General features: G+C 57.8%; 16 protein-coding genes and 1 pseudogene. 10 read left to right on the forward strand and 7 right to left on the reverse strand.

Annotation, left to right across the window (positions count from 1 at the left end; genetic code table 11):
* Positions 1-14 precede the first annotated feature (14 nt).
* From AACY44_RS15110 to AACY44_RS15140, 7 genes are all read left to right on the forward strand, one after another.
* A complete protein-coding gene (locus AACY44_RS15110) occupies positions 15-1043 on the forward strand; it encodes a Gfo/Idh/MocA family protein (RefSeq protein ID WP_339420440.1) in 1029 nt (342 codons plus the stop codon).
* 127 nt (positions 1044-1170) lie between these two features.
* Complete coding sequence (locus AACY44_RS15115; protein WP_339420441.1) at positions 1171-1356, forward strand: hypothetical protein; 186 nt, start codon at positions 1171-1173, stop codon at positions 1354-1356.
* Positions 1357-1405: 49 nt separating this feature from the next.
* Positions 1406-2341 (forward strand): sugar ABC transporter substrate-binding protein, encoded by a 936-nt coding sequence (locus AACY44_RS15120; protein WP_339420442.1) that lies wholly within the window; start codon positions 1406-1408, stop codon positions 2339-2341.
* Between the two features lie 65 nt (positions 2342-2406).
* Positions 2407-3960, forward strand: coding sequence for a sugar ABC transporter ATP-binding protein (locus AACY44_RS15125; protein WP_339436552.1), 1554 nt, complete (start codon positions 2407-2409; stop codon positions 3958-3960).
* A 26-nt stretch (positions 3961-3986) separates the two neighbouring features.
* Complete coding sequence (locus AACY44_RS15130; RefSeq protein ID WP_339420444.1) at positions 3987-5009, forward strand: ABC transporter permease; 1023 nt, start codon at positions 3987-3989, stop codon at positions 5007-5009.
* Between the two features lie 332 nt (positions 5010-5341).
* Positions 5342-5746 carry a TraR/DksA family transcriptional regulator gene (locus AACY44_RS15135; RefSeq protein WP_003191666.1) on the forward strand — a complete coding sequence of 135 codons (405 nt, stop codon included), beginning with the start codon at positions 5342-5344 and terminating at the stop codon, positions 5744-5746.
* A gap of 546 nt (positions 5747-6292) precedes the next feature.
* On the forward strand, positions 6293-7519 hold the full coding sequence (locus tag AACY44_RS15140; protein WP_370467879.1) for a methyl-accepting chemotaxis protein: 1227 nt from the start codon (positions 6293-6295) through the stop codon (positions 7517-7519).
* A gap of 117 nt (positions 7520-7636) precedes the next feature.
* On the opposite strand, the gene AACY44_RS15145 is transcribed toward AACY44_RS15140, so the two are convergent.
* From AACY44_RS15145 to AACY44_RS15155, 3 genes are all read right to left on the reverse strand, one after another.
* Positions 7637-7873, reverse strand: a complete 237-nt coding sequence (locus AACY44_RS15145; RefSeq protein ID WP_339420447.1) for a DUF2789 domain-containing protein — start codon at positions 7871-7873, stop codon at positions 7637-7639.
* 68 nt (positions 7874-7941) lie between these two features.
* The gene (locus tag AACY44_RS15150) at positions 7942-8172 is read right to left on the reverse strand and encodes a hypothetical protein (RefSeq protein ID WP_159961506.1); all 231 of its coding nucleotides are present in this window, start codon (positions 8170-8172) and stop codon (positions 7942-7944) included.
* A 148-nt stretch (positions 8173-8320) separates the two neighbouring features.
* Entirely contained in the window at positions 8321-8560 is a 240-nt protein-coding gene (locus tag AACY44_RS15155) for a hypothetical protein (protein WP_339530546.1), read from the reverse strand.
* A gap of 417 nt (positions 8561-8977) precedes the next feature.
* Here AACY44_RS15155 and AACY44_RS15160 point away from each other — a divergent pair, with 417 nt between their 5' ends.
* Together AACY44_RS15160 and AACY44_RS15165 are read left to right on the forward strand one after the other, a co-directional pair.
* Positions 8978-9427 (forward strand): hypothetical protein, encoded by a 450-nt coding sequence (locus tag AACY44_RS15160; RefSeq protein WP_050554011.1) that lies wholly within the window; start codon positions 8978-8980, stop codon positions 9425-9427.
* 134 nt (positions 9428-9561) lie between these two features.
* A complete protein-coding gene (locus AACY44_RS15165) occupies positions 9562-10578 on the forward strand; it encodes an ABC transporter substrate-binding protein (RefSeq protein ID WP_339437750.1) in 1017 nt (338 codons plus the stop codon).
* A 233-nt stretch (positions 10579-10811) separates the two neighbouring features.
* Here AACY44_RS15165 and AACY44_RS15170 read toward each other — a convergent pair whose 3' ends face one another.
* Both AACY44_RS15170 and AACY44_RS15175 read right to left on the reverse strand, forming a co-directional pair.
* Complete coding sequence (locus tag AACY44_RS15170; RefSeq protein ID WP_445261929.1) at positions 10812-11423, reverse strand: TonB-dependent receptor domain-containing protein; 612 nt, start codon at positions 11421-11423, stop codon at positions 10812-10814.
* A pseudogene (locus tag AACY44_RS15175) lies at positions 11400-11684 on the reverse strand (DUF2946 domain-containing protein); the annotation flags it as partial. The pseudogene AACY44_RS15175 and the gene AACY44_RS15170, both read right to left, overlap by 24 nt.
* A 150-nt stretch (positions 11685-11834) precedes the next feature.
* On the opposite strand from AACY44_RS15175, the gene AACY44_RS15180 reads away from it, so the two are divergent.
* Positions 11835-12272: a DUF3995 domain-containing protein gene (locus AACY44_RS15180; protein WP_339420450.1), complete on the forward strand. Its 438-nt coding sequence runs from the start codon at positions 11835-11837 to the stop codon at positions 12270-12272.
* Between the two features lie 6 nt (positions 12273-12278).
* Here AACY44_RS15180 and AACY44_RS15185 read toward each other — a convergent pair whose 3' ends face one another.
* Together AACY44_RS15185 and AACY44_RS15190 are read right to left on the reverse strand one after the other, a co-directional pair.
* Positions 12279-12662, reverse strand: a complete 384-nt coding sequence (locus AACY44_RS15185) for a hypothetical protein (protein ID WP_339420451.1) — start codon at positions 12660-12662, stop codon at positions 12279-12281.
* Between the two features lie 82 nt (positions 12663-12744).
* The coding region (locus AACY44_RS15190) for an RHS repeat domain-containing protein (RefSeq protein WP_339530548.1) at positions 12745-13427 on the reverse strand (683 nt) is incomplete at its 5' end.

Raw genomic sequence — 13427 nt, forward strand, 5'->3', positions numbered from 1 at the left:
TAAGGAGTGTATGCATGCGAATCGGTCTAGTCGGCTACGGCCATGGAGGGCGCTTCTTTCATGCGCCGCTGATTGCAACCCTGCCAGGCGCGACGTTCGTCGGTGTGGTGACTCGCTCACCCGAACGCCGCCAGCAACTGGCAACCGACCACCCTGGTGTCAGGGCTTTTGACAACATCGGTCAAATCGTCGAAGCCGGCGTCGACGCCTTGGTCATCTCCACCACCCTTAAAGGCCGCCCAGCCCTGGTGCTCGAAGCCATCGAACACGGTGTAACCGTGGTCAGCGACAAGCCCTTCGCCGCCAACGCCGAACAGGCCCAGGCGGTGATCACCGCGGCTGAACGCCAAGGCTCACTGCTCAGCGTCTACCAGAACCGGCGCTGGGACTCGGACTACCTGACCCTGCGCAAACTCATCGACGCCGGCGCCTTGGGCAAGATCACTCGTTTCGAATCCCGCGTGGAACGCTACAGCCCGCAAGCCATAGGTAACGCCAGCGGCGGTGGTTGGCTGCGCGACCTGGGCAGCCACTTGGTCGACCAGGCCCTGCAACTGTTCGGCCCGGTAGATCGGGTGTTCGCGCAACTGCAATACACCGCCGAACACCCCACGGTGGACCACGGTTTTTTTGTGTCCCTGACCCACGCCAATGGTGTGATTTCGCATCTGTGGGGCAATGCCCTGCAAAACAGCCAGGCGCCGCGCTTTCGCGTCAGTGGCACCTCTGGCTGCTACACCGTCGAAGGCTTGGACGGCCAGGAAGAAGCGCTGATGGCCGGCAAGTCGCCGAAGACCGAAGGTGAGCATTGGGGCGCTGAAGAACACCGCCGCTGGGGCTGGTTCGAACAAGGCCCGGACCGCGAGCGGGTGCCGTCTGAAAAGGGCTGTTGGATGCAGTTCTATCGACAGTTGCAATTGGCCGTGCAAGGGCAGGGGCCGCTGCCGGTGGATGCCTATGATGCGCTGGAAACCACCCGTATATTGGACGCTGCCCGCCTGAGCGCCGAGCGGCAGCAGGTGGTCTCAACAAAAATAGAATAAAATTCTAAAACAGGTTGATATGGAAATTTTTTTCCAATAAAGTCTTTTCCAGGTTGCATATAGTACGTTCGGACTCGATCTGCACGACTCAACAAAAACAAGATCAAAAACAACCAGGTACCGTCAGATGAAAATCTTCAACGCTGTACTGCGAGTTTTACGCCCTGTCCTAGCGCCACGCGGTCTGCCCCGCGCCCGGCCGTTCTACTTCTCCTTCCTTAATGTGCTCTGCGTCGAAAACAAGGGCGCGCTGGTCTGCTGCATTCCAGGCGCACCGCTGGTTCGACTGCCCCATTCGCAAGCCCCGCTCTGATCAACGTAACGTCCAACAAAACCAACAATAATGTGGAGACAGACCGTTCATGAAGACCCCGATCCGTTTTACCGCGCTGGCCTTGTCCATGATGCTGGCGAGTGGCTTTGCCAGTGCCGCCGATATCAAGGTGGGCGTGAGCATGTCCGCCTTCGATGACACCTTCCTGACCTACCTGCGCGAGGACATGGACAAGCAAGCCAAGTCCTACCCCGAGGGTGACGGCGTGCAATTACAGTTCGAAGACGCGCGTGCCGACGTGGTCAAGCAGCTGAGCCAGATCGAGAACTTTATCAGCCAGAAAGTCGATGCCATCATCGTCAACCCGGTGGATACCGCTTCGACCAAGAACATCATCAATGCCGCCACCAAGGCGGGCATTCCGCTGGTGTTCGTCAACCGCCGTCCTGACCAGAAAGATTTGCCCAAGGGTGTCGCCGTGGTGGTCTCCGATGACACCGAGGCCGGCCGCCTGCAAATGCAATACATCGCTGAAAAGCTCGGCGGCAAAGGCAAGATCGTGATCTTGCTGGGTGACCTGGCGAACAACGCCACCACCAATCGCACCAAGGGCGTGAAGGAAGTCCTGGCCAAGTACCCGGACATCAAGATCGAGCAGGAACAGACCGGCATCTGGCTGCGCGACAAGGGCATGACCCTGGTCAACGACTGGCTGACCCAAGGCCGCGAATTCAACGCGGTGCTGGCCAACAACGATGAGATGGCGATTGGCGCGTCCATGGCCCTGAAGTCGGCGGGTATCAAGCCGGGCAGCGTGTTGATCGCGGGTGTCGACGGTACGCCGGACGGTTTGAACGCGATCACCAAGGGTGATATGGCGGCGTCGGCGTTCCAGGACGCCAAGGGGCAGGCGGTGGGCTCGGTGGAAGCGGCGCGCAAGATGGTCAAGAAGGAGCCGGTCGAGCAGAACGTGATCATCCCGTTCCAGTTGATCACGCCGGACAACGTCGCCCAGTTCAAGTAGCCCTGACATAACAACAATAAGCCGGCAGGGCGGTCGTGCCCGCCTTGCCGATGGAGTACCTTTCTATGCTCGCTCAAGCCGTTGTCTCGCAGCCTCCCGGTATCCAACCCCAGCTGTTGGAAGAACCCTACCTGCTGGAAATCGTGAATATCAGCAAAGGCTTTCCCGGTGTCGTGGCCCTGGCCGATGTACAGCTGCGCGTGCGCCCCGGTACCGTGCTGGCGCTGATGGGCGAGAACGGAGCAGGCAAGTCGACGTTGATGAAAATCATCGCTGGCATCTACCAGCCCGACGCCGGAGAAATTCGCCTGCGCGGCAAACCGATTGTGTTTGAAACACCCCTGGCGGCTCAGAAGGCCGGGATCGCGATGATCCACCAGGAACTCAACCTGATGCCGCACATGAGCATCGCCGAGAATATCTGGATCGGCCGCGAGCAGCTCAACAGCCTGCACATGGTCAACCACCGCGAAATGCACCGTTGCACCGCCGAGTTGCTGGCGCGCTTGCGCATCAACCTCGACCCCGAGGAACAGGTGGGCAACCTGAGCATCGCCGAGCGACAGATGGTCGAGATTGCCAAGGCCGTGTCCTACGACTCCGACATCCTGATCATGGATGAACCGACATCGGCCATTACCGACAAGGAAGTGGCCCACTTGTTTTCGATCATTGCCGACCTCAAGTCCCAGGGCAAAGGCATCGTCTACATCACCCATAAAATGAATGAAGTATTCGCGATCGCCGATGAAGTGGCGGTGTTCCGCGACGGCCAGTACGTCGGCCTGCAACGCGCCGACAGCATGAACAGCGACAGCCTGATTTCGATGATGGTCGGCCGTGAGCTGAGCCAGCTGTTTCCGGTGCGCGAGACGCCCATCGGTGACCTGTTGCTGTCGGTGCGCAACCTGACGCTGGACGGCGTATTCAAGGACGTTTCGTTTGACCTGCACGCCGGCGAGATCCTCGGCATTGCCGGGTTGATGGGCTCGGGCCGCACCAACGTGGCCGAAACCATTTTTGGCATCACCCCTAGCAGCAGCGGCCAGATCAGTCTGGACGGCAAGGCGGTGCGCATTACCGATCCGCACATGGCCATTGAGAAGGGCTTTGCTCTGTTGACCGAAGACCGCAAGCTCAGTGGCCTGTTCCCCTGCCTTTCCGTGTTGGAAAACATGGAAATGGCCGTGCTGCCGCACTACTCGGGCAACGGTTTTATCCAGCAGAAGGCCCTGCGTGCGCTGTGCGAAGACATGTGCAAGAAGCTGCGCGTGAAAACCCCGTCCCTTGAGCAATGCATCGACACCTTGTCCGGCGGCAACCAGCAGAAGGCCTTGCTGGCGCGCTGGCTGATGACCAACCCGCGCCTGCTGATCCTTGATGAACCGACGCGGGGCATTGATGTGGGCGCCAAGGCGGAGATCTATCGGTTGATCTCCTTCCTCGCCAGCGAAGGCATGGCGGTGATCATGATTTCTTCCGAGCTGCCCGAAGTACTGGGCATGAGCGACCGGGTCATGGTGATGCACGAAGGGGATTTGATGGGCACCTTGGAGCGCAGCGAAGCCACCCAGGAAAAAGTCATGCAGTTGGCATCCGGGATGACGGTAGTCCACTGACGTACAGAATAAAAAGGTGATGGGCTATGAATGCAATAACGGATAACAAACCCACGACGGCGCCAACCAAAAGTCGTCGACGCGTGCCCACCGAGCTGAGCATCTTCCTGGTGCTGATCGGCATCGGCCTGGTGTTTGAAGTGTTCGGCTGGATCGTGCGTGACCAGAGCTTCCTGATGAACTCCCAGCGCCTGGTGCTGATGATCCTGCAAGTGTCGATCATCGGCTTGCTCGCCATCGGTGTGACCCAGGTGATCATCACCACCGGTATCGACCTGTCCTCGGGCTCGGTATTGGCGTTGTCGGCGATGATCGCTGCCAGTTTGGCGCAAACCTCTGATTTTTCCCGGGCGGTATTTCCCAGTCTGACCGATTTGCCGGTGTGGATTCCGGTGGCGATGGGGCTTGGCGTCGGGCTGCTGGCAGGGGCGATCAACGGCAGTATCATTGCCGTTACCGGTATCCCGCCCTTTATTGCCACCCTCGGCATGATGGTCTCTGCCCGTGGCGTGGCGCGTTACTACACCGAAGGCCAACCGGTGAGCATGCTCTCGGACTCGTACACGGCCATCGGCCATGGCGCGATGCCAGTGATCATCTTCCTGGTGGTGGCTGTGATCTTCCATATCGCCCTGCGCTACACCAAGTACGGCAAGTACACCTACGCCATCGGCGGCAACATGCAGGCGGCGCGTACGTCGGGGATCAACGTCAAGCGCCACTTGATCATCGTCTACAGCATCGCCGGGCTCCTGGCGGGCCTGGCCGGTGTGGTGGCCTCGGCACGGGCTGCGACCGGCCAGGCCGGTATGGGCATGTCCTACGAGCTGGATGCGATTGCCGCCGCGGTGATCGGCGGCACCAGCCTGGCGGGCGGAGTAGGGCGCATCACGGGGACCGTGATCGGCGCACTGATTCTGGGGGTGATGGCCAGCGGGTTTACGTTTGTCGGGGTGGATGCGTACATCCAGGACATCATCAAGGGCCTGATCATTGTGGTGGCGGTGGTGATCGACCAATACCGCAATAAGAAGCAGCGTAAGCGTTGAGCTGCAAGCTTCAAGCTTCAAGCTGCAAGTTTGATTAGCTTTACAGCTTGTCGCTTGCGGCTTGCAGCTTATAGCTGTTCCACGAACTTTCCTGCTATAAACGCACTCCGATAACCATTCGCCGAGCCCGTCCTGGTGCTTTTGGGGGTTATCTCGGAAAAATTGCCTGTCTTTTCAGTTGCTGTGCCCTCAAGTCGGCCTTAGACTGCCGCCCCTCGTAAATTGAGTGCCGGGTGGCGCTTGAAATGGACGGCGCCCTTCCGAGACCTGCAGAGGTCGGCCGGAACGCTCCCTTATTCGCCTTAATGCACGTATTTTTTATAGAGAAATCAATGACAAAGGAAAAGTTGCTGGCCATGCCGGCGGATGACTACATGAATGCCGAACAGCACGCTTTTTTCGAGAAGTTGCTGCAAGACATGAAAGTGGAACACCACGAGCGCATCGAACAGAACCGTATCGCCATTGAAAGCCTGGACACTCCGGCCGACCCTGCCGACGCCGCTTCCGTTGAAGAAGAGCGCACCTGGCTGGTGAACGCCATCGACCGCGACCAGCGCATGCTGCCGCAACTTGAGCGTGCACTGGAACGCATCAAGGAAGATTCCTTTGGCTGGTGCGATGACAGCGGCGAGCCTATCGGCCTCAAGCGCTTGCTGATCAGCCCTACCACCAAGTACTGCATCGAAGCGCAAGAGCGCCACGAGCAGATCGACAAGCACCAGCGCCAAGCCTGATGCGGTGAAGCTGGGGGGGCGCTAAGCGGTCCCCCAGGGAAAGACTCGTTACACCCCCGTGTATTGATCTGTTGCAAGCTACCCCACTAAAGGCCCATGGATAATGGCCCGATAGTGGCGTTTAATGCAGCGACAATAACGATAAGCAGTGGGGTGACGAAGATGGCTGGGGAAGGATCTCTGACGGGCGCAGCAGTGGCGCCGCAATCGGTAGTGCGCGGGTTGGCCGCCTGGTTGACGCAGCTTACGCAGAGCATCGCCCTGGTGCTGATACTGTTGGGACTGGCATTTGCCAGCCTTCCGCTGTACGTCTGCCTGCCACTGGCCGTGCTGGTCATCTGGCTGCCTCGCCTGACACGTCGCACACCCGTTGTTACGTCTTGCGAAGCTGTCGATGCGATGGGTGAGTTGACTCGCGACCTGTCCTATACCACCAGCCATAACGCACTCTCCGCTGCCGGCGTGGCCTATTCGGTCAAGCAACTGGCGGCTCGCTTGCAGTCTCAGTTGAGTGCAGCCAAGCAGATTGTCAGCAGTGCCGAGGTGATGATTGGCACCGAAAAGGTCACCTCCCAGCTCAGCCGCGAGGCCCTGGGGGCCGCCAGCCAGGCCCATCAACGCAGCACCGAAGGCCACGAAGTGCTGGCCCAATCGATCACCCGCATGCACCAGCTCAGTCAGCGCGCCAATGCCAGTCGTGAACTGATCGAAGCCTTGAGCCAGCGCAGTGAGGAAATCCAGCGGGTGACCTTGGTGATCCAGTCCATCGCCAGCCAGACTAACCTGTTGGCGCTCAATGCAGCGATTGAGGCGGCGCGAGCCGGTGAGCATGGTCGGGGGTTTGCAGTCGTGGCGGATGAGGTGCGCGGGCTGGCAGGCCGTACGGCCACAGCCACTGATGAGGTTGGGGTGATGGTGGCCGATATCCAGCAACGCACGGCTCAGGTGGTGGAGCAGATTCGCCAGCTCTCGGCAGACTTGCACACGGGTGTGGAGCAAGTGGAGCGCGCCGGTGAGCAACTGCATAGCATCGCCAGCCTGGCGGCGGATGTCGAAGGCCAGGTGAATGAAATCGCCGAGGGCGCCGACACCAACCGCACCCAGCTCGACAGCCTGTTCCATGCCGTGGAACAAATGCGCAGCGACCTGGCGGTCAGCGATCAGCAAACCCGCCAACTGGCCGACGCCGCCGTGCAGATGGAAGGCCAAGCCGAAACCATCAGTGAACGCTTGGCGCAAGTCGGCCTGGATGACTATCACCAGCGGATCTACGACTTGGCCCGTGAAGGCGCCAGCCGAATTGCCGCGCAATTCGAGGCCGACGTGCTACAGAACCGCATCAGTCTGGATGACCTATTCGACCGAAGCTACACGCCGATTGCCAATACCACCCCAAGCAAGTACCACACCCGGTTTGACGGTTATACCGACCAGGTGTTGCCGGCGATCCAGGAAGATCTGCTGCCGAGGCATGAAGGGTTGGTGTTCGCCATTGCCTGCACGCCCCAGGGCTACGTGCCGACGCACAACAAGGCGTTTTCCCAGGCATTGACCGGCGATGTGCAGGTGGATGCAGTGCAGAACCGCACCAAGCGCAAGTTTGAAGACCGCACCGGGATCCGCTGTGGCAGCCATCAACAGGCGGTTTTGTTGCAGACTTACACCCGCGATACCGGTGAGCTGATGCACGACCTATCGGTGCCGATCGTCGTCAAGGGCCGGCATTGGGGTGGTCTGCGCCTGGGCTATAAACCCGAGGCTGTGAAGCGTTAACGTGACGTGGGCTTTTCCGGGATGGGCATAGGCATCGACACATCGTTGCAGTGAGCGGGACAAGCCCGATCACTGCAGGGGAATTTTCAGCCTTTGAACGTGAGTAGATATCTACCGTCAGTGCGGTTGATGCAGGCGTTGGTTCAGTTCGTCCACCGCAATCGCCCATTCGGCGTCTTCGCGCAGCTCTTCCTTGAGAAAACGTGCTTGTTGTGCGGACCAGAAAGGCGCATCGACCAACTTCACGTCGTCAGGCAAAGGGTGCGCAGCGATAAAGGCGTCGATAGCGTCTGGGGTTGAGTCCAGGCCCAATTGGTCAAACAGGGTTTCAAGGGTAGGGATTGGCGCGTCCATATCGTTCTCCATGCAGGGTGGTCGTTATGCATGGGAGGGTTGTGACGCAGTAGAGTTCTATCGGATTGTCAGGAATTCAGGGCGCCAGAATCTACGGCGGTTTTTAACGCTTTGGCGGCGTCCTTTGCTGCGATGGCGGCGGCGTCGACGGTTTTGAACCAGCGGTCTTTTTCGACCTGGTGGGTGGTGACAGTGGTCAGCGGTGGCTTGGCCCGCATGATGATCACTGCTTGAAACTCACCGTCTACTTCCCTTACGTCGCCATGGATGAAAAATTCGCCGATATCAAATTCCGTCACGTAGAGCCTTCCCTTGGAGATAACTGCACTGGAGAAACCTGGCCCGAGTGGGCACAAACTTCAGTGGACGGGCCAGTATGGCAGTTGTTGCGGGTCGGCGGCGCAGTTAAGTTAGCGGGCTGACGAAACGATCGATCGTTGGGTGCGCTTACAACATGGCTTCAAGTTTCTTGGCCAGTTCACAGGCCTTGACATGGTCGCTGCGAAAGCCTTTGATTCGACCGCTGAGCACTTCGCGGATGTGGAAGAAGTTTCTGCCGGCAGGTACGACTTGGTAAAGAATTGAATCCGAGTACCCTTCAAAGCCGTTCAAGCGGTAGTATTGAGCTTCGTCCTGAGAGGATGAACGGGGGGTCGAAGACATCGCGTTGTAGGTTGATCGTTGCATGGCCTGCTCCTTTCGATCGATCCGGACGACTTGATTGCAGCGTTGTAGCTGGTTTTCATCGGTGTTGCTGTTTTAGTATTGTCGTAGGCGACCAGCGCCCGGTTCCATGGCAGTGTGTTTATTTGAGTTTGCGTGTCGGAAAACTGCATTTTTAATTGGGTTATTCTCTGAAGTTGGTCGGCCCGTATTCTCGGGCCGTTGAACCTGTGATCTCCTGTGGTGCCTGATGACCTTGCACAAGGTCCATCACGTACGTCTGTACTAGTCTTGTGACTCGACAGCGGGATTTTCTTCAGTTTTTTTCAAAGAATGAGTGATGTGGTCGTGCCGTGAAGGCCGTTTTTTTGTGCTGTCCGCTCTGGCGGACAGCGCTCTTTTCGATGTGGGGGCGTTTCCTTGGCAGTCAGTAATCTGGATATGCACGCGTTGTTCGTGCTGGGTGATTTGCGCGCAAAGTTGGTCAAACAGTTTCAATCCCGTTTCGTTTACATCACCGAGCAGACGCCGGAAGGTATCTACATCGCCGAAATCGACACCGAGGCGGCGATGGTGGTGGACGACAAACCTCGCCTGGAACTCAAAGTCGGCGATCACTTCCGTGCGGCGGTATTGCCCAGTCGTGAGGGTGGCAAGTTCGAATTGAAGTTCCGCGACATCAAGCTGACCGTCTATGGCTTGGGCGACTACGCCTTTGTGTCCTCGGCCGAAGGCCAGGGCATCGTGTTCAAGGAAGGCCACAGCGTGATGCTAGTGTTTGCCGCCAATGAGCAACTTCAGGAAGGCCTGACCAAAACACTCAAGGCCGTGACCGGCAAGGCTGCCAAATGGCGCAAGGGTGAGCTGGTCACGTTCAAGGCCAGTGAATAATCAGCAAAAAAACGCGAACACCCGTTATCTCCCGGAACCTCTACTACAGTTGAGTTGACTTACTTGTTCAGAGGCTTCGCGCATACGCAGCAAAGCCTTCCGCTATTGGCTGCGATATCGCGAGGTGCTGAGGCATGAAAGGATTGAGAATACTGTTGGCTGCGTCCCTGACGACCCTAGGGCTGTCAATGGCCACATTGCCGGTGCGCGCCGCTGAGGCGCCGATACATTTTGCCGATCTGAACTGGGAAAGCGGCAGCCTGATCACCGAAGTGCTGCGGGTAATTGTCGAGAAGGGTTACGACTTACCCACCGACACCTTGCCCGGCACTACCATCACCCTGGAAACCGCCCTGGCCAAGAACGACATCCAGGTGATCGGCGAAGAGTGGGCCGGCCGCAGCCCGGTGTGGGTCAAGGCGGAGGCCGAAGGCAAGGTGGTTGGTCTCGGTGACACGGTCAAAGGCGCAACCGAAGGCTGGTGGGTGCCGGAATACGTGGTCAAGGGTGATCCCGCCAAAGGCATCAAGCCACTGGCGCCGGACCTCAAGAGCGTAAAGGACCTGGCGCGCTACAAGGATGTGTTCAAGGACCCGGAATCCCCAGGCAAGGGCCGCTTTCTCAACAGCCCTATCGGCTGGACCTCGGAAGTGGTCAACAAACAGAAGCTCAAGGCCTACGGTCTGGATGACAGCTACGTGAACTTCCGCAGCGGCTCAGGCGCGGCACTGGATGCCGAGATTGCCTCGTCAATCCGGCGGGGCAAGCCAGTGTTGTTCTACTACTGGTCGCCGACGCCGTTGATGGGGCGCTACAAGTTGATCCAACTGGAGGAACCGCCCTTCGATGCCGAGGCCTGGAAGACCCTGACGGATGCGGATAATCCTGATCCGAAGCCCACGCGCTCGTTGGCGTCCAAGTTGAGTATCGGGGTGTCTGCGCCGTTCCAGAAGGCCCATCCGCAGATTGCGCAGTTCTTTGAGAAAGTTGAGTTTCCGATCGAACCGCTGAATAAAGCCTTGGCGACCATGAGTGAAAATCACACAGCGCCACGAGAGGTGGCCCAGGCATTTCTCAAGGAACATCCGCAAGTGTGGAAGGCATGGTTGACGGAGGATGTGGCGCAGAAGGTTGAGGCGAGCCTGAAGTAACCTCGATCTCGCTGGCGAATGGAGATCAAAATGTGGGAGCGAGCAAGCACGTTCCCACATTCGATTGCATTGCAGGTTTATAACCTGGTTTGTACTGCCAGCTCGAAGGTTCTCGGCGCCCCCAGATAATACGCCGGCGACACATGGGCAAACTCGGCATACATCTCATTCGTTAAGTTGCGCACTCTGCCCGTCACCGAGGTATACGTGTCGACCGGGATGCTGCGGCTCGGTCACGGCAAAGTCCTTGCGCTGATCTTGTAGGTGGCCATGGTGGCCGAGCCACGGCACTCCAGATAGTCGAACTTGCTGCCCACTTCCCACTGCTTACCTGTCGAGACATCAAACACTTGTGTGGGGGTGCTTGGCTGCTCGGCGGCGGTGCTGTATTGCACGTACACATTGGCCGATGGGATGAATTGATAGGTCAGGCCTACGCGGCCGGTCACCGGTTCCCAGTTGCGTTTGGAGTGCCGAGGGTTGGTGGCCGTGACCACGCGGTGGTTGGTGACATCCAGGTCGATGGCGTCGTAACGCAGGCCGGTCAACAGCGACAATTTGTCGGTGAGGCCCAGGCGATTCTCCACGAACAGTGCTTTAGTGGTGACTTCGTTAGTCTTGTCTTTGCCGAAGCTCTCCCGGGTTCGCGGAATGTCGTAGAAGTCTCCAGGTTGCGGTAATCGCGTTGGCTGTCCTAGTCGTACAGGGTATTTTTCAGGGTGGTGCTGTCGTTGATGCGGTAGTCGATGATCGAGCGCGCTCAGATCGTGCGCTGCTCGTAGCGGCCGTCGACGACGTTGATCCCGTTGATCCCGTTGAACAGCGGGCAGGGTGTCAGCAGCCAGGACGATAGCTGGCGGTGGCGCATGGGGCTGTGGCAACACCGCCACATTCAGGCTGGAACTCACCGCCGGGCCCATACCGCCAGTGGAGCGCAGCGGACAGCCGAACGCCTTGGACAGCGTGGGCAGGTTCTCCTCAGTGGAGTTGGACGGCTTGGGCGCCTGGGTGCGCGGGTCCACTGTACAGAACTGGCCGCCGATGCCATTGAGCTGCATCGCGACCATCTGCCCATGACCGATACTGCAGGCGAACACATTGAACAGGACGCAGCAATAGAACGTTCAAGCAATGAGCGAGCGGTCGGCACGGGCAAGTTTCATGGGGCGGCACTTTACCGTCAGCCGCCGACGAAATGCCTGCAGAAAATCTCAGGGGGGCTATCCTGATTCGGACCTTGTCAGAGAGAGCCAGTCATGAGCTTCGTAGTCGCACGATGGATTGTCGGCGTTTTTACATTCATCAGCATGGTGCATCTGTACTGGGCTGCCGGCGGCAAACTCGGCTTCTTAGCCGCCATCCCCCAACTGCCCGGAGAATTCGCCAGCGGACCCAAGCCTGCGTTCAAGCCCTCGGCGCTCGCCACGTTTCTGGTCGCCATGGGATTGGTGGCGATTGCGCTGATGGTGTGCCTGCGTGCGGGGTTGTACTTTTCGGCGGTATCCCATGGGGCGTTGCAGTGGGGGATCAGTGCGATTGCCTTGGTAATGTTTGCCAGGGCGATTGGGGATTCGGAATTGGTGGGGTTTTTCAAGAAAGTCGGCGGGTCGAGGTTTGCGAGGTTGGATACGTATTTTTATTCGCCGTTGTGTTTGGTGTTGGGGGTGGGGTTGTTGGTGGTGGCGTGGGGGTGAGGGGGGTTAAATATTTGTTGGGTATAGGGTGATTCTGGTCGCCCGCACGTCAACGTAACCAGATTTTTGAGTGATTGGTCGGTCGAGTTCAACAAGAACTATAGAGTCGCCAAATTGTAATGCAGCACATTCTTCGTCCGCGACTTGAATCAACTCGGCGGTTATTTGAGTGATACCGTTTATATCGGTGACCTGCGGGGTCGTATCGGAGGACGGAGTAATGTTTCGCCCCCAAGAAAAAATTTCATCCAGATCGAACTCTACGTCGTGTTCCTCGCCGATGTCGGGGGGGATCCCAGCCCATAGAGCGGTGCCACTACCGACAGATGATTGAAACCTGACGAGTAAAGTGTCCTTAGTAGAAAGTACTTCGATAATTCGTATCTTCATTTCACTTCTTCGGTAGTGGGACTCTAATAACAGTGTTGTCCACATTCATGGTGTTGGTTTTAAGCTCAAGAGTCCATGTCTCCTAATGGTAGTGATGTTTGCTTGGTTGGCTGTTCATTTCGTGCGAGCCATAGCGAATACTTCTTTTTGCGTCACTAGAAACTATCCTGTCGCGATCAGGTTTTCCAGTTCGTGGGTTGGTGTTCGTGTGGGGATGTGGCCCTAGAAATTCATCCCACTTTCGGGTGGTTTCTTCCGGTTTAACTGGTTTGTTGGCATAGGTTTCTTTGTGATATCCCATTTCAGGCGGGATATTTGAGGTGGTGGTCGGGAGTGACTCCCCATAATTGGCTTTTGCCTTAGTTTCTGGTTCTTCAGCTTCAATCTTCGGTTTGCACTTTTCGCCACCTGGACAAGAATTCAAGCCTAGTGGATCTGCCCATCCGGTCGGGTTAGGCACGTATAGGTAGGCGTTACTCCCACCCGCCAATTTCACCGGATCGGGTGTCAGGTAACGACCTAGATCCGGATTGTAGTAGCGATGGCGGTTGTAGTGCAGCCCGCTTTCTTGATCGAAGTATTGGCCTTGGAAGCGCAGCGGGTTGTCGACTTTTCCTATGTCCAGGCGGCTGATTTCGCCGTAGGCGCGGTAATGCGCGGACCAGACGATTTCGCCATCCGGGGCGGTGAGTTCCTGTGGGGTACCGAGGTGGTCGAGTTGGTAGTGGTAGGGCTTTGTTTCTTTTGGGCCGAAGCCTTCCAGCA

Source organism: Pseudomonas sp. RA_15y_Pfl1_P11 (genome assembly GCF_963970975.1).
In the GTDB taxonomy this organism is placed as follows: domain Bacteria; phylum Pseudomonadota; class Gammaproteobacteria; order Pseudomonadales; family Pseudomonadaceae; genus Aquipseudomonas; species Aquipseudomonas tritici.

What these genes read in the sequence shown, in the direction of transcription:
- AACY44_RS15110 (WP_339420440.1), top strand. Translation starts at nt 15, where the DNA reads ATGCGAATCGGTCTAGTCGGCTACGGCCATGGAGGGCGCTTCTTTCAT.
- AACY44_RS15115 (WP_339420441.1), top strand. Translation starts at nt 1,171, where the DNA reads ATGAAAATCTTCAACGCTGTACTGCGAGTTTTACGCCCTGTCCTAGCG.
- AACY44_RS15120 (WP_339420442.1), top strand. Translation starts at nt 1,406, where the DNA reads ATGAAGACCCCGATCCGTTTTACCGCGCTGGCCTTGTCCATGATGCTG.
- AACY44_RS15125 (WP_339436552.1), top strand. Translation starts at nt 2,407, where the DNA reads ATGCTCGCTCAAGCCGTTGTCTCGCAGCCTCCCGGTATCCAACCCCAG.
- AACY44_RS15130 (WP_339420444.1), top strand. Translation starts at nt 3,987, where the DNA reads ATGAATGCAATAACGGATAACAAACCCACGACGGCGCCAACCAAAAGT.
- AACY44_RS15135 (WP_003191666.1), top strand. Translation starts at nt 5,342, where the DNA reads ATGACAAAGGAAAAGTTGCTGGCCATGCCGGCGGATGACTACATGAAT.
- AACY44_RS15140 (WP_370467879.1), top strand. Translation starts at nt 6,293, where the DNA reads ATGATTGGCACCGAAAAGGTCACCTCCCAGCTCAGCCGCGAGGCCCTG.
- AACY44_RS15145 (WP_339420447.1), bottom strand. Translation starts at nt 7,873, where the DNA reads ATGGACGCGCCAATCCCTACCCTTGAAACCCTGTTTGACCAATTGGGC.
- AACY44_RS15155 (WP_339530546.1), bottom strand. Translation starts at nt 8,560, where the DNA reads ATGCAACGATCAACCTACAACGCGATGTCTTCGACCCCCCGTTCATCC.
- AACY44_RS15160 (WP_050554011.1), top strand. Translation starts at nt 8,978, where the DNA reads ATGCACGCGTTGTTCGTGCTGGGTGATTTGCGCGCAAAGTTGGTCAAA.
- AACY44_RS15165 (WP_339437750.1), top strand. Translation starts at nt 9,562, where the DNA reads ATGAAAGGATTGAGAATACTGTTGGCTGCGTCCCTGACGACCCTAGGG.
- AACY44_RS15180 (WP_339420450.1), top strand. Translation starts at nt 11,835, where the DNA reads ATGAGCTTCGTAGTCGCACGATGGATTGTCGGCGTTTTTACATTCATC.
- AACY44_RS15185 (WP_339420451.1), bottom strand. Translation starts at nt 12,662, where the DNA reads ATGAAGATACGAATTATCGAAGTACTTTCTACTAAGGACACTTTACTC.